The organism is Bacteroides parvus (assembly GCF_017309675.2).
GTDB lineage: Bacteria > Bacteroidota > Bacteroidia > Bacteroidales > Bacteroidaceae > Bacteroides > Bacteroides uniformis.
The window spans coordinates 3,616,520-3,639,530 of record NZ_CP084680.1; the positions used below are offsets into that span (position 1 = coordinate 3,616,520).

21 protein-coding genes are annotated in these 23,011 nt (G+C 41.3%); 4 read left to right on the forward strand and 17 right to left on the reverse strand.

Going from position 1 to position 23,011, the window contains the following annotated elements; translation table 11 throughout:
• Positions 1-2: 2 nt before the first annotated feature.
• The 12 genes from JXR92_RS14755 to JXR92_RS14810 form a co-directional block, all read right to left on the reverse strand.
• Complete coding sequence (locus tag JXR92_RS14755) at positions 3-1,040, reverse strand: 3-oxoacyl-ACP synthase III family protein (RefSeq protein WP_117965266.1); 1,038 nt, start codon at positions 1,038-1,040, stop codon at positions 3-5.
• 22 nt (positions 1,041-1,062) lie between these two features.
• Positions 1,063-1,293, reverse strand: coding sequence for an acyl carrier protein (locus JXR92_RS14760; RefSeq protein ID WP_117965268.1), 231 nt, complete (start codon positions 1,291-1,293; stop codon positions 1,063-1,065).
• A 34-nt stretch (positions 1,294-1,327) separates the two neighbouring features.
• Complete coding sequence (locus JXR92_RS14765; protein ID WP_138346048.1) at positions 1,328-1,972, reverse strand: acetyltransferase; 645 nt, start codon at positions 1,970-1,972, stop codon at positions 1,328-1,330.
• Positions 1,973-1,983: 11 nt separating this feature from the next.
• Positions 1,984-2,592, reverse strand: coding sequence for a sugar transferase (locus JXR92_RS14770; RefSeq protein WP_138346050.1), 609 nt, complete (start codon positions 2,590-2,592; stop codon positions 1,984-1,986).
• Between the two features lie 171 nt (positions 2,593-2,763).
• Positions 2,764-3,897 (reverse strand): glycosyltransferase family 4 protein, encoded by a 1,134-nt coding sequence (locus JXR92_RS14775; RefSeq protein WP_117965273.1) that lies wholly within the window; start codon positions 3,895-3,897, stop codon positions 2,764-2,766.
• A 142-nt stretch (positions 3,898-4,039) separates the two neighbouring features.
• Complete coding sequence (locus JXR92_RS14780) at positions 4,040-4,876, reverse strand: glycosyltransferase family 2 protein (protein ID WP_117965275.1); 837 nt, start codon at positions 4,874-4,876, stop codon at positions 4,040-4,042.
• Between the two features lie 494 nt (positions 4,877-5,370).
• Entirely contained in the window at positions 5,371-6,516 is a 1,146-nt protein-coding gene (locus JXR92_RS14785) for a hypothetical protein (protein WP_138345402.1), read from the reverse strand.
• A 73-nt stretch (positions 6,517-6,589) separates the two neighbouring features.
• Positions 6,590-7,522 carry a glycosyltransferase family 2 protein gene (locus tag JXR92_RS14790; protein ID WP_138345401.1) on the reverse strand — a complete coding sequence of 311 codons (933 nt, stop codon included), beginning with the start codon at positions 7,520-7,522 and terminating at the stop codon, positions 6,590-6,592.
• Complete coding sequence (locus tag JXR92_RS14795; RefSeq protein WP_138345399.1) at positions 7,522-8,835, reverse strand: UDP-glucose dehydrogenase family protein; 1,314 nt, start codon at positions 8,833-8,835, stop codon at positions 7,522-7,524. Before JXR92_RS14795 ends, JXR92_RS14790 begins: the two co-directional genes overlap by 1 nt.
• Before the next feature lie 44 nt (positions 8,836-8,879).
• Entirely contained in the window at positions 8,880-10,421 is a 1,542-nt protein-coding gene (locus tag JXR92_RS14800) for a lipopolysaccharide biosynthesis protein (RefSeq protein ID WP_117965283.1), read from the reverse strand.
• 103 nt (positions 10,422-10,524) lie between these two features.
• On the reverse strand, positions 10,525-11,016 hold the full coding sequence (locus JXR92_RS14805) for a UpxZ family transcription anti-terminator antagonist (protein WP_117965285.1): 492 nt from the start codon (positions 11,014-11,016) through the stop codon (positions 10,525-10,527).
• Positions 11,017-11,061: 45 nt separating this feature from the next.
• Complete coding sequence (locus tag JXR92_RS14810; RefSeq protein WP_117965293.1) at positions 11,062-11,595, reverse strand: UpxY family transcription antiterminator; 534 nt, start codon at positions 11,593-11,595, stop codon at positions 11,062-11,064.
• A 1,262-nt stretch (positions 11,596-12,857) separates the two neighbouring features.
• Between JXR92_RS14810 and JXR92_RS14815 the strand changes: the two genes are divergently transcribed.
• The 3 genes from JXR92_RS14815 to JXR92_RS14825 all read left to right on the forward strand — a co-directional run bounded on the left by JXR92_RS14815 (position 12,858) and on the right by JXR92_RS14825 (position 15,063).
• Positions 12,858-13,322 carry a DUF4494 domain-containing protein gene (locus JXR92_RS14815; protein ID WP_005831367.1) on the forward strand — a complete coding sequence of 155 codons (465 nt, stop codon included), beginning with the start codon at positions 12,858-12,860 and terminating at the stop codon, positions 13,320-13,322.
• 79 nt (positions 13,323-13,401) lie between these two features.
• A complete protein-coding gene (locus JXR92_RS14820) occupies positions 13,402-14,067 on the forward strand; it encodes a YggS family pyridoxal phosphate-dependent enzyme (RefSeq protein ID WP_022402042.1) in 666 nt (221 codons plus the stop codon).
• An 18-nt stretch (positions 14,068-14,085) separates the two neighbouring features.
• Positions 14,086-15,063, forward strand: coding sequence for a dihydroorotate dehydrogenase-like protein (locus JXR92_RS14825; protein WP_138345397.1), 978 nt, complete (start codon positions 14,086-14,088; stop codon positions 15,061-15,063).
• A 92-nt stretch (positions 15,064-15,155) separates the two neighbouring features.
• Here the strand turns inward: JXR92_RS14825 and JXR92_RS14830 are convergent, their stop codons facing one another.
• Both JXR92_RS14830 and JXR92_RS14835 read right to left on the reverse strand, forming a co-directional pair.
• Entirely contained in the window at positions 15,156-17,060 is a 1,905-nt protein-coding gene (locus JXR92_RS14830) for a polysaccharide biosynthesis protein (protein ID WP_117974367.1), read from the reverse strand.
• Between the two features lie 185 nt (positions 17,061-17,245).
• On the reverse strand, positions 17,246-18,571 hold the full coding sequence (locus JXR92_RS14835; RefSeq protein WP_005832353.1) for a PhoH family protein: 1,326 nt from the start codon (positions 18,569-18,571) through the stop codon (positions 17,246-17,248).
• 168 nt (positions 18,572-18,739) lie between these two features.
• On the opposite strand from JXR92_RS14835, the gene JXR92_RS14840 reads away from it, so the two are divergent.
• The gene (locus tag JXR92_RS14840; RefSeq protein WP_138345396.1) at positions 18,740-19,993 is read left to right on the forward strand and encodes a bifunctional folylpolyglutamate synthase/dihydrofolate synthase; all 1,254 of its coding nucleotides are present in this window, start codon (positions 18,740-18,742) and stop codon (positions 19,991-19,993) included.
• On the opposite strand, the gene JXR92_RS14845 is transcribed toward JXR92_RS14840, so the two are convergent.
• From JXR92_RS14845 to rlmB, 3 genes are all read right to left on the reverse strand, one after another.
• On the reverse strand, positions 19,961-20,335 hold the full coding sequence (locus JXR92_RS14845; protein WP_008664867.1) for a RidA family protein: 375 nt from the start codon (positions 20,333-20,335) through the stop codon (positions 19,961-19,963). The two genes, JXR92_RS14840 and JXR92_RS14845, sit on opposite strands and share 33 nt — an antisense overlap.
• A 226-nt stretch (positions 20,336-20,561) precedes the next feature.
• Entirely contained in the window at positions 20,562-22,265 is a 1,704-nt protein-coding gene (locus JXR92_RS14850; protein ID WP_117600314.1) for a serine protease, read from the reverse strand.
• Positions 22,266-22,268: 3 nt separating this feature from the next.
• Positions 22,269-23,009: a 23S rRNA (guanosine(2251)-2'-O)-methyltransferase RlmB gene (gene rlmB / locus JXR92_RS14855; RefSeq protein WP_005831382.1), complete on the reverse strand. Its 741-nt coding sequence runs from the start codon at positions 23,007-23,009 to the stop codon at positions 22,269-22,271.
• Positions 23,010-23,011 lie beyond the last annotated feature (2 nt).

A 23,011-nucleotide genomic window follows, 5' to 3' on the forward strand; every position in this document is an offset into this window, starting at 1 on the left:
TTTTAAAGTTCTTGTAATTCAGAAATCACTAAATTTTCATCTGTATGAAAAAGAATCGTCCCCCATGAAAGTCCTACTCCAAAACCACAGCCTACCAAAGTAACTGCTTTTCCATATAGCTGTTCCCTCAATTCTGTCACAACAGTAAGTGGAATGGATGCTGATGAAGTGTTGCCAAACCGTCTCAAGCTATAAGGAACTTTTTCGTCCGTCAATTTCAACTTTTTCTTGATAGTTTCGAGCATTTTTATGTTTGCCTGATGAAACAATACATAATCCACTCCATCCATGGTAATACCACACTCTGCAAATACCTTTTTAATGGATTTAGGAGCAGTGGTAATCCCGAATGCAAATACATCCATGCCGTTCATTCTCGTTTGACAAGCATGACGCTTACGTCCATCCTCGCAATCCTGCAACTCTAACGAAGCTGGCGTTATAGGATTACGGGCCCCACCACCAGGACGGATTATCGCATCATATCCAGTTCCATCACTTCCCAAATCAATAGTGATAGGTTTTGCCTTTTCATCATATTCGAGAGCAGTAGCAGTACCTGCATATCCAAAAAGTTGGTCGTGTTCTTCCGGAACTTGTTTACGTGCATCACCAGCTAATACTATAGCACGTTTTATTCTGCCACAAGTCATTAACGAGAGTGCAACTGACATTGCATATACCCATCCCGAACATCCAAGATTAATGTCAAAGCAGAGACAGCTTTTCTTTAATCCTAACTTTCCATGCAACACACATGCTGTTGCTGGCAATATATAATCCGGAGTTTGAGTTACAAGCATCAGTAAATCAATGTCTTCGTTTTCCCAGTTCAAATCCCACATAAGCTTTTTTGCCGCTGCTTCACATAAATCCGAAGAAGTAAATTCATTAGAAAAACGTTTTTCCCTCACTCCAACAGACTCAATGTAAGCTTCGTCATCATATTTATCTGTTGTAGATACAGTCTTTACAATGTTTCTTGGAACACCAGCTGCAATACCTGCTATACGGATATTATTTATATGAATGATAGCCATATTCTTTTTATCAACAAGCTTATTAAAGTTTACTTGCCACAGTGTTATAAATATCCGCTATTGTTTCCGATTTTTTAATGTCGTCTCCTTTTAGAGTCACATCATATTCCTCATCCACCATGGCAATCACGCTAAGAGCAACTAATGAAGACCACTCCTCAATCTCTCTAAAGCGAGTTTCCGGAGTAAATACACTTTCTTCTGTTTCATCAAACTGAGCAGCAAAATTGCTCACAAATTCTTTCATTTCCATAAACTGTTTTTTTAGTCATTACTTATCTTTACACCTATAGTTTCAATACTTTCGCCGGTACTCCTAAATACACATTTCCTTCTTTAGGTTTAGTCATAAGCACACTTCCGGCAGCAAGTTTTGTATCATTTTTTATTTTTAGTTGTTGCAATACAATGGAACCCACTCCAAAGAAATTACAGTCGCCCATCACCACTTCACCGGATATTCTGACAGAAGGCATTAATACATTGTAATCTCCTATCTTCACATCATGTCCTAAGACAACAGCCCCGTTGAATATATTAAAGTCTCCAATTATTACATCACAAGATACGACACAACCGCCTTGTATAATGTTTCCTTTCCCTATTTTGAAGGTCTCAACATCTTTTATGACAATATTAGGGGCTATAATATTAGGAAACTGAACATTTGTATTGCTTATTAACGAAGAGAGTTTACGAAGTACTTTATTGTTAGCAATTGCAAAAACCACACTCAAAGACTTATTCCATGAATTGAGGGTATCCATTCCTCCTAGCACTTTACCATAATGCGATATTTGAGTTTCACATTCTACTCCATCATCAAAAAAGCCTATCAAATTCCACTGAGGCTTCACCTCATTTATCCAATAAATTAAGCAAGCAATCTCTTTACCGAAACCACCTGCACCATATATAGCAATATCATTCATGATTAATCAACTTAATTATATCCATCAAATGGAATTGTAGTAGCTTGACCTTCCTTGGAAATACTATCCCTCATAAACACTTTCTTAATTGTTAGAAAAAAAATTTTCACATCAAGTTTCAAAGAGCAATGGTCTACATACCACACGTCCAATTCAAATTTCCTCGTCCAAGAGATAGCATTGCGCCCATTCACTTGTGCCCAACCCGTAATCCCCGGACGGACTTCATGACGACGAGCTTGTTCTTTACTATAAAGCGGTAAGTATTGAGGTAATAAAGGACGAGGACCTATCAAAGCCATGTCCCCTTTCAATACATTAATCAGTTGTGGCAATTCATCAATACTTGTAGAACGCACAAAACGCCCTACCTTAGTCAAACGCTGTGCATCCGGCAGCAGATTACCATCCGTATCCCGTTCATCAGTCATCGTCTTAAACTTTATCACTTGGAATATCTTTCCATCTTTTCCCGGACGCTCCTGAGTAAAGAATGCTCCTGCACCTTTGTTGGCAAAATGTAACCATAGGGCAAAAAGAAGGAGTATCGGCCAAATCAAAGCCAACACACAAAACACAAGGATGAAGTCAATCACTCTTTTAAAAAAATGAGAGTACATGATTAAAAAAATAAAATTATGTGCGAAAGGACTGTACAGTTCATCTCGAATTTATCTTCATCAGATAATTATCGAGCTAACTCTAAAATCGGTTTATTACCTAGATGTATTTATAATGTTACTCTGTAAACATTACCCAAAATTATCTTCTATATTATGCAATACTAAATCTTACTTTCCCAAAGAACGGTACTCTTCCAATAGCGCTTCCCAAACCTTACGCTGTTCGTAACGTTCTACAATCATAGGGCGAGCGCGCTTTGCCATTTCTTTCACTTCATCATCACGATGTTCATAGAACCACTTCATCGCATGGTATAAAGCCTCTTCATCACAAGGAGGAATTATTTTGCCATTAACGCCATCTTGGATTATTTCATTACAACCTATTATGTCAGTAGTTATACACGGAATTCCTAATGCTCCTGCCTCCATAAGCACCATGCCAAAGCCCTCACGATAAGACGGCAAAACAAATACATCTGATTGGTTCATATATGGTCTTACATCTGGTTGAAAACCAACGGTATGAATACGAGTATTCACTTGCATCGTGTTTTTAGTAATTTCTGCTATCGGATTTTGTTCATTCTCTATCGAGCCTACCACAACCAAATGTACATCTTCATTCTCAGTCGATAATCGGTCAAAAGCAGTAATCAGTTCATTCACCCCTTTATCCTTAACAATACGCCCAACAAAACAAAACACAAAACCACCTTTCGAGATTTGAGGAAGAACTATTGTACCTATTTTTTGTTTATCAAATCTATTTAGATTAATACCATTTGCACTACCATAAGCTATAACTTTCAGTTTTTGCTTCTTACATATATGGTCTGCCAACAATGTCTGTTTCACTCCAACAGAAACACATATCACTTCGGTCGCGCACACGCACGAAATCCTCTCCATCATTTGAAGCAATTTTTTCATTAGTCCACCATATCCCTGATAACGAAGTCCATGACATATATAAATACGTACAGGAACATTCGTAATTTTTGCTGAAAGCATTGATAAGAAACCGCCTTTGGGGGTATTTCCATGTACTATGTAAGGATTAGACTTCAGAAAAAACACAATAAAACGATAAAAGCTAATTATATCTTTACACAAAGATATAGGTCTTTGCATTGGAATACAATGAACAGAAATCCCCTCTTTCTGCCCAACTTCTTCTAAGTTTTTTTTATCTGAAGATATAGCCATCACCTCGAAAGTTTTATTCAGAAAGTTCAATTGCCCTTCAAAAAATCGAAGAGAGGCAGGAATTGTCGTTACAACAATAAACTTTTTCCTCATTCAGTTCTCTTTATTATGATTCTTGTTTTGGCAATACCACCGTTGCCCCATCTGGCACATCCTCCACCGCCACACAATTAGCACCTACTTTAGCATTATTACTATTGAAACATTAGGCAATATCTTTGCATCATCTACTAAACTATTTACGACTAATAGATTTTATCAAATCTTCTTTAGATAACAATTTTGTTCCCGGTAATGGCATTCTATGTCTTTTACTAACCAGTATATCTGTCTTATCAAACAGGTCAAATATTATATAAGCAACAATCTTTACTACAGCATACAAACTATTTTTCAACCACCAAAAGCAAGATTTCTCATATTTTTCATAACGCAAAAAGATTCTAAGTAAAGTTTTTTGCGTTTGAATATATTTCTTTGTTACAGGCACACCAAACTCCCTATAGAATAAAAGAGGCTTATCTAAGGCCCAAAAATTACTTTTAGAAGCTGTTCTACTCCATAATTCCATATCTTCAGCCCTTAATGCCCAACCACAATAGGGGTTAGCCCTAAACCACTCCGACTTCCCCATCACTGTAGGATGAATAAAAGCATTAACCTTTCCATCATGCATATTAGACCCCACAATATTATTCTCATTATCAATTATCATAATAGAAGTACCTAATACATCTACATCAGGATGAGATTCCAAAAACCTTACTTGTTCTTCAATACGAGTAACATACATGATATCATCTGCATCCATTCGAGCATAATACTTACCTATAGCCGTCTCTATTGATTGATTCAATCGAGTAACCAAGCCCTTGTTTTGTCCATCATCTATCACTTTAATTCGAATATCATTCAAAGCATACTCTTGCATAATAGCTAAAGAGTTATCAGTACTCCCATCGTTTATGAGATATAACTCCCAGTCTTGAAAAGTTTGATTTACTACAGATTGTATTGCATCTCTCAGATAACTTTCTCCATTATAAACAGGAATAGCGATAGTAACAAGCATAAGATATCATATTTTAGTATCCAATTTTAATGTATCAGATCACTAGTATTCCGTTAAAATCAGTCTCACATTTCTTATATTATTGATATTCAATAAATTAAAGTCACATATAAAGCAGATGGATTTGAAATGAAGATTACAATAATACTCAGTCTATAGAAATTATTATTCCCTAAATATCAAATAGTTACGATTTTAATTTTCTCAAAAATGACATGAACGAAAATTTAACGGAACACTAGTGGTATCATATAAAAACTACTTTTAAAAAATCTTCTTCTATAAATAAACAAGATAATTATCTTCAAAAATTACCGTCCCAATAATTGCAAACAATATTCACTTATAATTTCTATATTACTGATAGCTCTATAAAAGTTCCTATAAAAACAATCCTATACAAATTTTAATACTGATTCATTTCTGTAATAAGCAAAAAAACTACTATATAAGAATTATACATTTTGTAATTAGAATTATGAACGTTAAGTTTATCAAGAATTAACACAAAATGTTGCAATTGGATATTTAGCACATAAATTATATGTTTCATTCTGCTTCACCAACAATGCAATTGAGATAAAAAGAAATAATTCGACCTCCCATAATGCATACGGTCTCTGCCAAAAAGAAGCAGCATACAACAATAATAAACCTTTAATAAATGGAGATTTAGAATACAAAGCAATAGTAACAAAAAAGAGTGCTAATAGTACAAGTCCCAAAATGCCATGTTGAACAATAAAAACTTTATATGAACTGTTACCACCTTTATCAGAAATATCACCAAGGTCACTACCAATACCCCAAAGAACAGACTCTGTTTTATAAAATTTGTTATCATAATAATACTCAAAGCCCTCTGTTGTCCGATTATTTCCTATAAACCCCTTATCCTTATCATATTCCAATCTAAGCAATATAGCTTGAGAAAAATACGAATTTGGGAGAAAACTATAAATCAGAGTACATGTCATTATTATCATTAAAAACAGAGTGATAGTTTTAAAAAAATTCCCCAAAGACAATTTATAAATAATCATCCCTAAAAATAACAGCATATATGAAGCTAATGACATTGACAATAATGAAGACAACAAAATAATTATACCTTGCCATGATTTAATATTATACCTTATTGTATATAATATTAAAGATGAAATCATACCAACATGACCTGGTTCTAAAAAAATTGATTGAAATCGATAATATGGTAATGAAGGCATAGGGAGTATCAAAAACAAACAATTTCTAAATCCCCATGAATAATATGGATCACTAATAGGAACTTCATAAGAGTAAACTGGCACCCCCAATATCACTATAAAATATATTATTAAAGAAAGTAAAAGAACCCCAGCATAAAGATTTATAAATATTTTTATCAATGAAGCTCTTTCTTCAGACAAGAATAATATAACCAATGAAACACAAATTAAATGTCTAAAAATATACTCTACAAATCGCTTTACATCATTGATATGAGGAACATCGACAACTGTATACACTATAAAACAAAGTATCAATAAGAAACAATACTTTTTATTGATGCTTCGTACAAAAATCAATCGAGTTAATATAAATAACACAACCAGAATATACAAGATAATAGGACTATTCCATACAAACCAAGGTTTCATGGAACAAAGCATTATAAAAGATACTAAATATAATGATATACGACTTATTCTGGTTTTAGAGATTCTCATACAACTAATTTTTACCAATCACGTGTTTGAATCCCGCTTTTCTTTTCCTGAATAGTTTCAAAAAACATTCTAGAAGATCCTCCATAAACAATAAATAAGCTCCCTGATAGTGTTGACAAATGCACATAAAGCGAGACAATAACACCACTAAACCAAAATTTGAATAAAATTTTAAAAACACACAGACATTAAATCTATATCTCAAAAGCCCCCTACCTTTCAAAAAATCATTTATTCTAAAAGCAGCAGCTAATCTTTCGTCACATCGTTCTTTATTCACAAACAATTCTAATGAACCTTTACGTACTGTAAGACAATAAATCATAGTCCTATCAGCAATCACTTTTTGCGCATAAAAACCAGATGTAATAGAAAACCATATATCATTTGCAACAGTACGCTCCTCAAAATATAAAGAATTTTCCACAACCAATCTTCTTGCTATCATCTTAGACATCGGACCATACAGTTTAAAACGAAGCGGATTAAAATCATTAGTCAATATTGCTCTCTCTACAAATTCATTAACTCTCTCACCTCTATTAGTAATTTTCAAACTATCTGAAAATACACTATTCACTCCAAAATAGATAATATCATATAAAGAATCTCTATATTTATCAATACTATATAAAAAACCACAATTAAAGAAATCATCAGCATCAGCAAATATCAACCACTTTCCTACAGCATGTTGTAATCCTATATTTCTAGCATATCCTGCGCCTTTACCCTCTTTAGTAAAATATACTTCTACACACTCCTCATTCATCCCTGGAAAATGCGAAAAATCAACCTTATCCAAATCGCTATTATCATCTACTACAATAATCTGAAGATCTACACGACGAGGTATGGAATCTAAGCAACGCTGAAGGAGTTCTGGGATATTTTTATGAGGAATTATGATACTATAATTTATTGTATTACAATCCATTATTTCCCAATACACTTATATTCAACACCTAATCTATTCATTTCTTCAACATCATAGATATTTCGTCCGTCAATCACCAAAGAGTATTTCATACTCCTTTTAATAACTTTCCAAGAAGGCAAACGAAATTGTTTCCACTCTGTTAATAACAATAATGCATCCGCATCAACTACCGTATCATACATATCATTAGCATAAGTTACCACATCACCGATACGGCGTCTACATTCATCCATAGCAACTGGGTCATAGACTCTAACCTTGCAACCCGCTTCCAACAACAACGTAATTGTTACCAAAGAAGTAGCCTCACGCATATCGTCTGTCTCAGGTTTAAAAGCAAGCCCCCATAAGGCAATGGTACGACCTTGCAAGTCACCTTGATAAAAGTCATGAAGTTTATTAAAAAGTACAGACTTTTGTTTCTCATTCACTTCTTCCACAGCTTTTAGAACTTTCATTGAATAGCCATTCTTTTCTGCAGTCTTTATAAGCGCTTTTACGTCTTTTGGGAAACAGCTACCACCATATCCACAACCCGGATAAAGGAATTTGCTGCCAATACGGCTATCACTACCTATACCCTTACGAACCATATTCACGTCGGCACCCACCAACTCACAAAGATTGGCGATGTCGTTCATGAAGCTGATACGGGTAGCAAGCATAGAATTAGCCGCATACTTTATCATTTCCGCAGAAGGAATATCGGTAAAAATGACACGAAAGTTATTGAGCAGAAAAGGACGGTAAAGTCTAGTCATCATTTCTTTGGCCCTTTCGCTCTCTACACCTACCACTACACGGTCAGGACTCATAAAGTCCTTGATTGCAGCGCCTTCTTTCAAAAATTCCGGATTACTTGCTACATCAAAAGATATCTCTACCCCTCGTTGCTGCAACTCTTCTTCAATAACAGCTTTCACCTTTTTAGCAGTACCAACGGGAACCGTAGACTTAGTTACCAATACCGTATATTTTTTTATATTTTGCCCAAACTGACGTGCTACGGCAAGTACATATTGAAGATCAGCACTACCATCTTCATCCGGAGGCGTGCCTACGGCACTAAAGACAATATCCACATCATCAAGCACTGAGGTCAGGTCTGTAGTAAAGTTCAAACGCCCCTCCCGGTAATTGCGCAAGACCATTTCATCAAGTCCCGGCTCATAGATAGGAATTTGTCCACTGATAAGCGCATTAATCTTTTCTTCGTTCACATCCACACAGGTGACATGAACGCCCATTTCTGCAAAACATGTTCCTGACACCAGACCTACATAACCGGTGCCGACAATTGCTATATTCATTTTCTAAATTTTAATAACACCAAATGGCCCATAACATAATAAACTCACTTGTATATCCGATGAATTACCAACTCCACCTTCCGCTTTATCATGCTACGCTCAACAGATGACAAGCCAAAAGAAAAAACAAGCACTAAAAGAATAACCACTGAAATCAACGAAGTAAAAATAACAGTAAAGAATGTATCTGGAAAAAAGCTATGGATATAGTTACAAATTATCCAAGTTGTAATTCCAATAGCCATACTACGAGCAAATACTGCAAATAAATAATGTGATATATTGCATTCTGGTATATATCTTTTTAAGAGAAAAATACGGAAAAAAATAGCAATTATACCAGTTAAGATGCCAGGACATAATGCATAATAAGGTGGATAACCATATGACAAAAGGATATAACCAATAGGTAATTCCGACAACATGATAACACATATACCTATCTGAAACCACTTAATCTCTCCAGTTGCCTGCAAAGCAGTAGTCACTGTACCGGTAACCGTATAAAGAATAGATACAACCATAGATATTATCAAAAATATAGAAGTATATTCAGGTACATTCCCTAACCATAACATCAGTACATAATCCACATTTATTAAAAATGGAATGGAAATCAGAGCTAATAAATAAAAAGTATATCGTGCACCGGAATATACCAGATCCAAACAGTTTTCTACATTTCCACCGGCATATTGCTTGGTTATTTGAGGAAACAAAGCCATTGAAAAATTAGATGAAAAAGTGGAGACCAAGCCACTCACCTGCATAGCTATGCCCCTTGCCGCATTGATAGGAGTACCATAGAACAAATTAAGAATGATATTTGATCCCTGATCCTTGAATGAAAAGCCTAAATTACCCAAAACACTCCATCCAGCAAAAGAAAACATCCTTTTCAGTAATCCCCCGTCCATCATAAAACTGTATGTACACTCCTCAAAATGCCTTTTACAATAGAAACTATAAAGAATACGAACTGCAATACTTACAGCAAAAACACCAAAAGCATAAAATATCAGTTTATCATAGGGGAAGGCTAATAATAAGAATACCACTGCCAACCTCAAACATGCGTCAACAATACCTATATAAGCAAACGCCCTCATATGCTCGTGCGCAACTATACATGAATTATAAGGGACACTTAACACAGTTACCATAAAAGTCAATACAGAAAACTGATAGACCCAATTGGCAGCCACCATTCTATCCGCATCAATTACCAACTGAGTATTGACAAACCATAATCCGATAGTTTCAGCCAATAGAAAAATGATGACCGCTATAATTATATGGATATTTATTGACGTACAAAATACAAGATTCAGCCTTTCCTTGTCTCCACGTCCCAATTCATACGAGATAAACCTTTGTGAAGCAGCAACCATAGCAGAATTCAGAAAAGCGAACATGGAGACCATGCCCCCAACGACATTGTACACTCCATAATCTGAGACTCCCAATGTTTTCAATATAACTCTACTGGTATACAAGCCAATAAGTATCATTAAAAACATACGGACATAGAGCAGCAAAGTATTTTTAGCAATACGGCGTTTATCTAGATTTTGCTCTGTCGTCACTATTGTATTAAACTTTTTTGCTTTTTGTTTATTACCTAATAACCAAAATATTAAACCATAGTTTTGCTTATATTCTCAAAGGAAGGAAAAAACACAATGGGCTCTACGGCTTACATTCCACTACCTCAAATGGATATGGATTCTCTTCGATATTTTTCAATTCTTCGATGATTGCAGTTTGTTCCGAAGTCAAATTATCTTTGTTCCAACCTTCAATAATCGCATAGGCTTCTTGAAACAAGACCTCTTCATAAACCTCCCCATATGTATAAGTCAGTAGTCGAACTTTAAGCAAAGAAGCAGGCAACTGCTCCAAAACATGACAAATCCGATTCAATACCATTTGTTTCTTTTGCTCCTTATCCCCATCATCATAAATGGTAGCATTATACCCCATCAAAAGAGCCAGACACAAATTCGCCTCTTCTTCAACATCGGAACTCTGAGCAGAAAAAAGAGAATCAGACTTAACAAGCACTTCCTTATTCAACCGGCAAAAAGTGTCGGAATAGACCGGCTCACCGTCCATACCAAGATACATCAGCTCATGAGCTGCATGCTGAAGCTCAAGAGCACGGGAAGTTAAATCATTCATTATTATGATATATGATTAAAATATAAGATTATATTTATTTAGAAGTCACCCGATTATTTTCAGATAGGATTTAGGGACTTTGATACTTGCAGTCAAAAGGTCTTTAATACGGATGACGACGTATGTTTTATTGGCTTCGACGGCAACTTCACCTTCAATACCGCTGAGTTCGCCTTTGATAACTTTTACTTTATGCCCAACAGTAAGAATTTCGCTATCAAGGCTGACACCGTCAGGATTCAGATCCATCACGAACATAAAGTCCTCCATTTGCTTATCCGGTACCACTAGCATGGAATGCGTGGCAAGATCCTTCATATAAAAAAGGGGGACATTATAAATGTTGGAAATATCGCAGGCTGTCTGCTTGGAGGAATGAACAAACACCAGATTACGGATTACCGGAACTTCGCTACGCTTACGGCGATATTTCAATTGAGAAATGACAAAACGCGTGGGAAGATAATAGTCAAAATCCAAATGCTCTTCCGATTTGAGTCGATCCAGAGATTTCCGGACTGTGAATTCCTGCTTGTCACGGGTGCGGGCTGCAAACCAATATTTCTGTTGTTCAGTCACTTAGGGATTTCCTTTCGAATGAATCAGCTCAGTTCCGGGTGCGCTTCGCGGTTTGAACGAGACATTTTCTCACCCAAACCGTATTGCACACTTTTGCAATGATAATAAGCTATTAAAGAAGATATTAGACTCATATAAGTGTCCAATAAACGTTCGTTTAATGAACGCAAAGATAAGCCGTATTTTTTGAACTAACAAAATGTTTAATAAAAATATTTCCAAAGTGTTTCCTGCTTTATTATAATATGCTGAATAACAGTAGTATATATCTAACATTTGACATCTTAAAGTTCTGTTCCTTTTTAACTTTTATGCCTCTACTTATTTTCTTAAAAATAGACGTTCATTAAACGAACGTTTAAAAAACACCTCATCATTTCCAATATATCATTCTACATTCCAACATCTTACCCTCATAAATGCATTATTGAAGTTACGTAAGTAAGTATGTCCACTGTTGCATAGGGAATTAATAACGCCTAACGGCCATGAACAGCTCTGCTAATGGCCATGAAGCAATCGTTTAACGACCATAAGCAGGGTTGTTCATGGCCGTTAGGCGTCACTAACTCCAAGGCTTTTACAGATGAAGTACGTAGCCCGCGCCTATTGCGCACAAGGTGCAAACGTATTGTACAGCAACTTAAAAGACATCAGACTCCACTATTCATAGTCGGGCAAACTCGAAAATGCAGGAAAACTACACTGACCGATTTATGTAACCCACGCGCGGTATTATATTAAAGAACAATAAGTTAAGACAAAACTCAGACGTTTTCGGCAGGTGGAAGCAAATTTTGCTTCCACCTTTTCAGGTTGCTTCCACCGCAGAGTAAATGCCGATGGATAGGGAGATGCAGGAGGTGGGTGGAAGTGTGGAAGCAAAACAGATGCAAATTTATGTTTCAGCAACGCGCCTCAAGTTTTAAAAAAGATGTAGTACAAAGGCATAAAATATAATAAGTGTTACAAATACACATTTTATGCCCCGACACTCTTGCAAATGTCGAAAAAGTCCGTACCTTTGCAATGTGTTTTTCATAGTATTAGATTTAAGGTTAACAAAGGTTGGAGTACAGCGGTACTCCTTTTTTTATGCCCATACGTACCGTCCCGGTTCTCCAATAAATTTTTCACGTAAAATGCAAGGCAACTTTTTATATCCATTTAGTTTTTGGCTATCTTTGCACTGCTTTCGGCGGGCATAGGCACGCATAAAGCAGCTTAACTAACAATAAATCAATAATTAAAAACAGAAAATTATGGCAATGCATACATGGTTTGAATGTAAGATCCGTTACGAGAAAACAATGGAAAATGGAATGAACAAGAAGGTGACCGAACCGTACCTGGTGGATGCCCTCAGTTTTACGGAAGCGGAAGCACGCATCATCGAAGAGATGACGCCGTTCATTTCGGGAGAGTTCACCGTATCGGACATCAAACGTGCCAACTATAGCGAATTGTTCCCCAGCGAAGAGGAAGCTGCCGACCGCTGGTTTAAATGTAAACTGGTTTTCATCACACTGGACGAGAAAAGCGGTGCGGAAAAGAAAACCTCTACCCAGGTATTGGTGCAGGCTGCCGACCTGCGTGATGCAGTGAAGAAACTGGATGAGGGCATGAAAGGCACAATGGCCGACTACCAGATAGCATCTGTAGCGGAAACCGCCATTATGGATGTATATCCGTACAGTGCAGAGCCCGACGACAAACCGGAAGTTTAATTTAAGTTATGAGTTATAAGTTATGAATTATTATTGCGACCCATAACTTATAACTCATAACTCATAACTCAAAAAAACGATGATTGCAGAGAATTTAAAACAAGTACTGAGCGAACTGCCTGAAAAGGTACGGCTGGTGGCTGTTTCCAAATTTCACCCCAACGAGGCGATAGAAGAAGCGTATCGTGCCGGCCAGCGTGTGTTCGGAGAAAGTAAGGTGCAGGAAATGACCGCCAAATACGAAAGTCTGCCCAAAGACATAGAATGGCATTTCATCGGGCATCTGCAAACAAACAAAATAAAATATATCGTTCCTTACGTAGCGCTGATTCATGGCATAGACTCCTACAAGCTGTTGGCCGAAGTGAACAAGCAGGCTGCCAAAGCCGGAAAAACCGTCAACTGCCTGCTGCAGCTGCACATTGCCCGGGAAGAGACCAAGTTTGGATTCAGCTTTGACGAATGCCGGGAAATGCTGGCAGCCGGTGAATGGAGAGAGCTCAAGCATATCCGGATATGCGGATTGATGGGCATGGCCACAAATACGGACAATGACGAACAAATCAAAACAGAGTTTTGTTCTTTAAGTAGCTTCTTCAATGAAGTGAAAGCCAAGTGGTTTGCCGATGCAGAGTCATTCCGGGAACTGTCCATGGGAATGTCTCACGATTACCACGAAGCCATTGCAGCCGGGAGCACCTTGATACGTGTAGGAAGCAAGATTTTTGGAGAAAGAAACTATTAACCATAAAAAATCATTATCATGGCAACATTAGAAACTACTTTTGCAGGGCTGAAACTCAGAAACCCCATTATCGTCAGCAGCTCCGGACTGACAGACAGCGCTGCCAAGAATCAGAAACTATCTGAGGCCGGCGCAGGTGCCATTGTGCTAAAATCACTCTTTGAAGAGCAAATCATGATGGAGGCTGACTGGATGGGAGACCCGAACATGTACCCCGAAGGCAGTGACTACCTTGTAGGATATATCCGCGAACATAAGCTGGGTGAATATCTGAACCTGATTAAGGAAAGCAAAAAGGTTTGCAATATCCCCATCATAGCCAGCATCAACTGCTATCAGAATGCCGACTGGGTGGAATTTGCCGCCAAAATAGAAGAAGCCGGCGCAGACGCACTGGAAATCAATATCCTTGCACTGCAGACGGATGTACAGTATACATATGGAACCTTCGAGCAACGCCACATCGACATTCTGAGCCACATCAAGAAGACGGTCAAGATACCCGTCATCATGAAGCTGGGTGACAACCTGACCAATCCGATAGCTCTGATAGACCAGCTGTATGCCAACGGTGCCGCCGCAGTAGTGCTGTTCAACCGCTTCTACCAGCCGGACATCAACATTGAGAAAATGCTACAAGTATCCGGCAACGTATTCAGCAATGAAGCCGATTTGTCCAAAGCCCTGCGCTGGATAGGCATCGCTTCGGCAGCCGTAAACAAACTCGATTATGCTGCTTCCGGTGGTATCCACTCGCCCGAAGGCGTTGTCAAGGCAATATTGGCAGGTGCTTCGGCCGTAGAGATATGCAGTGTGCTTTATCAGAATTCAGCTACCATCATTGAAGAATACATCCGCTTCCTCAACTTGTGGATGGACCGCAAAGGTATGGAAACCATCAGCCAGTTCAAAGGTATTCTGAACGTAAACGACCCGAAGGGAGTCAATACCTTCGAACGTACACAGTTCTTGAAATACTTCTCTTCACATGAATGAGACAAAAGGGTGACAAGAAGACAATAAAAATGAAAGGGTGATAACATCATTGCAGTGTTATCACCCTTTCATTTTATACTTACCCTATCTTTTTATTTCTTCTTATCCAGCGCCTCAAAGCAGGAATTCTTGCTCACGAACTCCGGAACAATATCCTTCATGGCAGCAACAATTTTCATCTGGTCATAAGTGTAACTTACATCAATCAGCTTCTGGATACGCTCCTTCACCTCGTCATAGTCATACTCACGCACCGTGGCAATCATAATCTTCTCATGGTAGGTGGGTTTTGTAAGCTCCTTCACATTCAAGAGTTCCTCGTAGAGCTTCTCGCCATGACGGAGACCGGTAAATTCAATCTTCACATCCGTACGTCCGGAAAGGCTGATCATACGCTTGGCAAGGTCCACAATCTTCACCGGCTTACCCATGTCGAAGATGTAGATTTCACCGCCGTTGCCCATACTGCCGGCCTCAAGAACAAGGCGGCAAGCTTCGGGAATGGTCATGAAGTAACGGATTATCTCAGGATGGGTCACCGTCACCGGACCGCCACGCTGAATCTGGTCACGGAAACGGGGAATGACAGAACCGTTGGAACCCAGCACATTGCCGAAACGCGTAGTGATGAACTGAGTGGCATGGCCTCCCTCCTTTTGCAACTTCTTCGCAAGAGACTGCACATAAATCTCGCAGATACGCTTGGAACAGCCCATCACGTTTGTAGGGTTAACAGCCTTGTCCGTAGAAATCATCACAAACTTCTCGGCACCGTATTTCACGGCTAGATCGGCAACGGTGCGCGTACCGAATACGTTCACCTGGATGGACTCGGAAACGTTGTCCTCCATCATCGGCACATGCTTGTAGGCGGCCGCATGGAAAATATACTGGGGCTTGAACTCCCTGAAGATATCCTCCATGCGCGTGGCATTGGAGATGTCGGCTATGATGGTCTCAGCATCGATGTCGCGCCAACGGTCCTGAAGTTCCAGACGGATGTCGTGCAGAGGAGTCTCGGCCTGGTCCACTAAAATAAGCTTATAGGGATTGAACGAAGCCACCTGGCGCATGATTTCGCTGCCGATGGAGCCGGCGGCGCCCGTAATCATCACACGCTTGCCCTCCAGATGAGAGGCAACCTTATGGATATCTATCTCGATAGGATTGCGCTGAAGCAGGTCCTCAATCTGAATTTCCTTCAACTGCGTGCGGCTCAATGCCTGGCCGTTCCACTCGCTCAAGGGAGGCGCGGTCATCAGTTTGATGTTGTGCACCAGCAGGCGATCAGCCATGTCGGACTTCTTCAGTTCCTCCATCTTGGCGGGAGAAATGATAATGGTCTGCACATCGCGGTCGTTCAGCACATCAATCAGCGTATCATCGTTGGGGAACACCTTGACCCCCATCATCACCTTATTGATAAGCTCAGGTTCGTCCGCAATGAATCCACGCAGACGGTAGTGGTTGCGCAGATTGACACGCAATGCCTTGGCAATGTTGACCCCGGCTTCCTTGGCACCGTAAATGAACACATTGGCACTATGGGTGCCGTCAAAGTTCAGCGCCTCAAAGAAAGTCTTGACAACCACACGGGAGCATGCCATCATGGCAAAGCTGATGATATAGGACATGAACAGCACGCTGACCGGAGCCAGGTTAAACTCCAAATAGCTTTCCGTCAGGACACTCGTTATCATCAGCAGTGCATACGACACAGTCAATGACACAAAAATTCGCATGATATCCACAAAGGAGGAAAAGCGCAGCACATTGGAATACGTACGGAAAACACGGAAGAAAATCAAGTTGACAGCAACCGTCCATAAAATGGTCTTGTCAATGGTAGAGGATTCAAAAAAAATACTTCTGAAATCATATCGGAGAGCATAGGCCAACATACTGGATATGACGATGATAAATACGTCAATTAATAGAATAGTCCATATCGGAAGTACTTTCGCGGAAAGATACCGATGAAAAAAATTTCGCTTCATTTTGCTTGACAGTTTTGTTTTAGGCGAGGCAAAGATACACTATTTTAGTCAAAACGGGCAAAAAATCGATAAAAAAATGTTATAATAATTATCTATCCTCTATAAAGAAACCATCCCGCCTTCCCCTGTTTTAGCAGCCGGAAAGCGGGATAGAAATAGTTTTACCCCGGAAAATGCGATATCCGCTACATCAGATTACTTGCCAACTCGCTCAACTGGCTACGTTCTCCTTTCACCAGATTGACATGGGCAAACAAGTTCTGGTCCCTCATACGGTCTATCATATAGACAAGTCCATTGGACTGACTGTCCAGATAGGGTTGGTCTATCTGCTGAATATCACCGGTAAACACCATTTTCGTGCCCTCACCGGCACGGGTGATGATGGTCTTAATCTCATGTGGAGTCAGGTTCTGGGCTTCATCAATAATACAGTAGGTTTCGCTCAAGCTGCGCCCGCGGATAAAGGCCAATGCCTCGATGACCAATTGTTCACTTTTTTGCATATCCTCCAAGCGTTTCACTTCAGAGGAATTGGCAGCGAACTGATGCTTGATTACATTCAAATTATCAAACAAAGGCTGCATGTAAGGAGCCACTTTCTCATTGGCATCACCGGGAAGGAATCCAAGGTCCTTATTGGATAGGGCTACGATGGGACGTGCCAGAAGAATCTGCTTGTAGTCGGTAAGTTTTCCCAATGCAGCGGCCAGTGCCAGCAGGGTCTTGCCGGTTCCCGCCTTACCAGTCAGGGCAACCAGCTTGATGTTCGGGTCATTCAGCACCTCAAAAGCAAAGCTCTGCTCAGCATTGCGCGGTTCAATGCCATAGTTCTTTGTCTTGTTGACCCGGCAAATCGAATGGGTAAAGGGATTATAACGTGCAAGCACACTGCTGCGGTCACTCTTCAGCACAAAGCATTCATTAGGACGAATGATGTCCTTAAAATCAAACTCGTTGATGTCCAGTCCTTCTTTGGAAGAATAAATGCGGTCTATCAGCGCAGGGTCAATACCCTCGAACACTTCATTCGACTTTTCGAATATATCCACATTGATTACCTTATCATTGATGTAGTCTTCGCACAGCAGACCGATGGAACGCGCCTTCATGCGCAGATTCACGTCTTTCGTGACAAGAATGGTTTTCATTTTAGGCTTTTTGGTAGAAAGCCAGTCCACTACCGACAGAATCTGATGGTCGGGAATGCGTTCGGGAAAGGAATCACGTACCCGGGGAGAGTCCACCATGCCTGCCACCACAAACAGACGGCCTAAGCCCTCTCCCAATGGCGCTCCTTTGGTGAACAGATTGTCATCGGTAATCAAATCTAGCTCACGGACGAACTCACGCGCATTGAAATTAATCTGCTCATTACCTTTCTTGAATTTGTCCAGTTCTTCAAGGACTACGATGGGAAGATAAATGTCATTCTCTTGAAAATTCTTCAAACAGTTATAATCATGAAGAATCACATTTGTATCAATCACAAAATTTTTCTTAGCTCCCATACACGTTAGATTTAAATTGTTAATACCTTTGCATAAGCTTAAGATAAGCTACACTGCAAGCAATTTCAAGCAAGCTTGATTGCGTTCGGTCTGCATTATCTTTGTCGCTTTTAAAGATAACAAATTAATAGGGAGAAAGGATTGCTTCTCCGTTAAATATTATAAAAGATGGATTATCAGAACACTTTAACTTACTTATATAACAGTGTGCCCATGTTTCAGCAAGTGGGCGGCTCAGCATACAAGGAAGGATTGGAAAACACTCTGACCCTGGACGCACACTTCGAACATCCCCACCGCAGTTTCCGCAGTATTCATGTGGCCGGTACCAATGGAAAAGGTTCCTGCTCACATACACTTGCCGCCATACTGCAAGAGGCAGGATACAGGGTCGGGCTCTATACCTCGCCCCATCTGGTGGATTTCCGGGAGCGCATCCGGATTAACGGACAGCCTATACCCGAGGAATACGTCATCCGTTTTGTAGAGCAGGAACGTGGCTTCTTCGAACCTCTCCATCCCTCTTTCTTTGAGCTGACCACCGCCATGGCCTTCCGCTACTTTGCTGATGAGAAGGTGGATGTAGCCGTAATCGAGGTGGGACTAGGTGGACGCCTGGACTGTACCAATATCATCCATCCGGATGTATGCATCATCACCAACATCAGTTTTGACCATACCCAATTTCTGGGGGACACCTTAGCAAAAATCGCAGGAGAGAAGGCAGGAATCATTAAAGGTGGTATTCCCGTTGTAATCGGCGAAACCACTCCCGAAACGAGACCGGTATTTCTGGAAAAAGCACAGACAACGGGTGCCCCCATCTACTTTGCCGAAGAGAATGACCGTGAGGACTATCCCGGAATAGAATACGAACTGAAAGGGCTCTACCAGCAGAAAAATGCCCGGACCGTCCTCACTGCCCTCCCGCTACTGAAAGAAGCCGGCTACCGGCTGGACGGACAAGCGGTGCGCAGTGGCTTTGCCCGTGTGGTGGAACTGACAGGCTTGATGGGACGCTGGCAAAAACTGCAGGAGTCGCCCACCCTGATTTGTGACACCGGCCACAATGTGGGAGGCATCACCTACATTACAGAACAACTGAAACAGCAAACTTACCGCCAGCTACACATCGTCATAGGCATGGTCAATGACAAGGATATACGGGGGGTACTGGCCCTGCTGCCCCGGGAAGCGACCTACTACTTCACCAAAGCCAGCGTGAAGCGGGCATTGCCCGAAAGCGAACTGCAGGAGCTTGCCGAAGCAGCAGGTCTGGAAGGAGATTGCTATCCTGATGTACCCGCCGCTGTGCGGGCCGCACAAGAAAAAAGCCTCCCGGAAGATTTCATCTTCGTGGGAGGCAGCAGTTTCATTGTTGCCGACTTGTTAGCGAACCGCGATGCACTCAATCTCTACTAAGGCGTCTTTAGGCAGCGCCTTCACTGCCACAGCCGAACGTGCCGGGAAAGCACCGTCAAAATAAGTGGCATATACCTTGTTCATATCAGCGAACAAGGACATGTCTGCCAGGAAAACGGTTGTCTTCACAATATTCGCCATACCCAGCCCTGCCTCTTCCAGGATATGCTTTATATTCTCCAAGGACTGGCGGGCTTGCGCTTCCGCACCTTCAGCCATCATTCCGGTAGCTGCGTCAATGGGCAACTGGCCTGATACAAATACCATTCCGCCAGCTTCGATAGCCTGGCTATAAGGGCCTATGGCGCCCGGTGCCTGCTGGCTGCAAATCACTTTCTTCATAATTGTCAAAGTTTGTTTTTATTAATAATCGAGTCTATTTTCTTTTTTGAAATAAAAAAAATCAGAAGTATATGCAGTATTCCGGAAATCCACGCATTTTATAAATAAAACAACGTAATTTCACTCATAACCTGTTATACCTAGACTTAACTCATTTAACACGGGGGAGTTCCCCAAAACAGAGGCTCTGCTTGCGAAAGCAGAGCCTTTATTCTATCCCATCCCTTTACTTGCAATGCTTCTCAATCAAAGCATCCACATTGGGATCACCCAATTCCTTTGCCTTGGCAAAGCTGGTACAAGCTTCCTTGTCCTTCTTCATCTGCAGCTGGGCGATACCCATCAGACGGTAGGCCTCGGCATACTTAGGGTCTTTCTCCAAGGCAGCCTTCAGCACATTCAACGCCTCCTCGTAACGTCCCACGCGAAGATTCACCACTGCCAGTTCGGCACGGTAGGTCAAATCCTCCGGATTCAATTCGATGGCCTTCGCCATATCGTCCAGCGCACGCTGGTACTGCTTGGCCTTCAAAGCAGCCTGCTCACGGTAATAGTAGAACATGTCGTTCACTTTACCGTTCACGGCATTGTAATAGGCGTCATAATCCAGCATGGCATTGCGCGCCTGGTCTGCATTCATGCGGGCTTGGGCACGCTCCAATAAATAAGGGGCGGCTTCCTCCGTATAGGGCTGGGTAAAGCGGGCCACACAGCTGTCCATCAGAGCCAGTACCTCTTCGGCAGGTGCCTGCATCAATTCCTTGGTCTTGGCGGCACTGAAGAAGGTAGCCGGAGATGCCAGAATGGTCTTATTCACTTTATCATAGCTGGTAAATGCCGACGGATACTCCTGCTTGGCAAACAGGATGTCACCCTCCAACTGGACATAAACCGGAAGTTCGTCAATGGCTATCGCTTTCCGTACCTCGTCCAGAGCCTTGTCGAGCGACCAGTCCTTATAAACTTTCTCGGGCTTGCCCAATGCATAATTATAGATTATCTTGGCCCGATTGTAATACACATCATCTTTCTTTGCGGCAACCTCCAAAGCCTTATCCATGTCTGCAGCAACCTTATCCATGGAAGCATCTTCACGGGACATGAACAGATGCTGGGAAGCACGGCGCAGATAACCGTCGGCACTGGCAGGATATTGTGCAATGAAATCGTTCAGAGTCTCCATATACTTCTCCGGAGACAGTTGGGAAGAAGCCATGTAGAGGAACACCAAAGCCTGCTCCTCGGTATCGGGCAATGCCTTCTTGATACCGATGCCCTTCAATGACATATCTCCATAAGACAATGCGGAGATATTCTGCGACATGGCGAAATTAGCGTCAATGGCATAGCAGATGGTAGCCGTGTCTTGTCCGGAGGACTTCTGCGCCAGGCCGAAGACCTGCCCGTCCACAGTCATCAGCGGACAGCTCACCATCTTGTCCTTCAGACGCATATCGAGCGTATAATAGGAATAGTTGCCGGAAATCTTATCAGCCTCCTTTACTTTCCCGGTAGTAAAAGAACGGTCCTTCTGGGTGGAATAAGGCAGCAAATATACATCCGCGCCGACAGCCGGAGCCACAGCAGCCAAAGTGAGCGCCGTGACTTTCTTTCCGGGGATGCCGACACGGAACTTGACAACATCGTACATGTCATCAGCTCCCATAATGGCCTCCACCGGCATCTGTGCCCCGTCCGAGCTCATCACAACGGCGCGCTGGGCACCTTTGAACAAGGTGTAGTCAGAAAGCGCAATGCCATCTTCAGTGACAAAAAAGCCGTTTCCAGTATTCAGTATCTTATCGTTCTGGTCGTAAGTCACTACCGAGAAAACCGCACGTTTGGCTTTGTCTACCCACTTCGGGGCTTGTGCCACACTCCACTGAGCCAATAAACAGAGAGTGAGCATCAACAGCAATTTCTTTTTCATATCTTAGTTGGTTCTTTGTTTTACCGCTTCATAAATCAAAATGCCGGCTGCAACGGAAACATTGAGGGACTCGATGGTTCCCAACATGGGAATCTTCACCCACTCGTCACACAACGCCAGGTTGTCATAGGACACCCCCTTGTCTTCGGCACCCATAATGATACACATCGGACCGGTATAGTCGGCTTTGGTATAGTCGTAATCGCCTTTCTCCGTGGCTGCCACAATATGGAAACCACTATTCTTGAGGAATTGCAGGGTCTCTTTCAAGCTGTGTTCGCGGCAAACGGGCAAGGTGTGCAAGGCTCCCGCCGAGGTTTTCATGGCATCTGCGTTGACAGATACACTGTTCCGTGCGGGGATAATCACGGCATCTACCGCCGCACACTCGCAAGTACGGGCAATGGCGCCGAAATTGCGGACATCCGTGATGCCGTCGAGCATCACAAACAGAGGATTCTTGCCCTGCTCGAAAAGGAAAGGTACCAAGTCCTCCGTCTTCTGGTAAGTGACTGAAGAGATGAAGGCAATCACTCCCTGGTGATTCTTACGCGTCACGCGGTTGATGCGTTCCACCGGAACGCGCTGTACCGGTATCAAAGTCCCTTTCAAGACAGCGAACAGCTCTTTTGACAAATCACTCTGAATGTCCTTCTTTACCAATATCTTGTCTATCTCTTTTCCTGCCTGAATGGCTTCTATCACGGCACGGACGCCGAAAATCATTTCACTGTTATCAACCATAT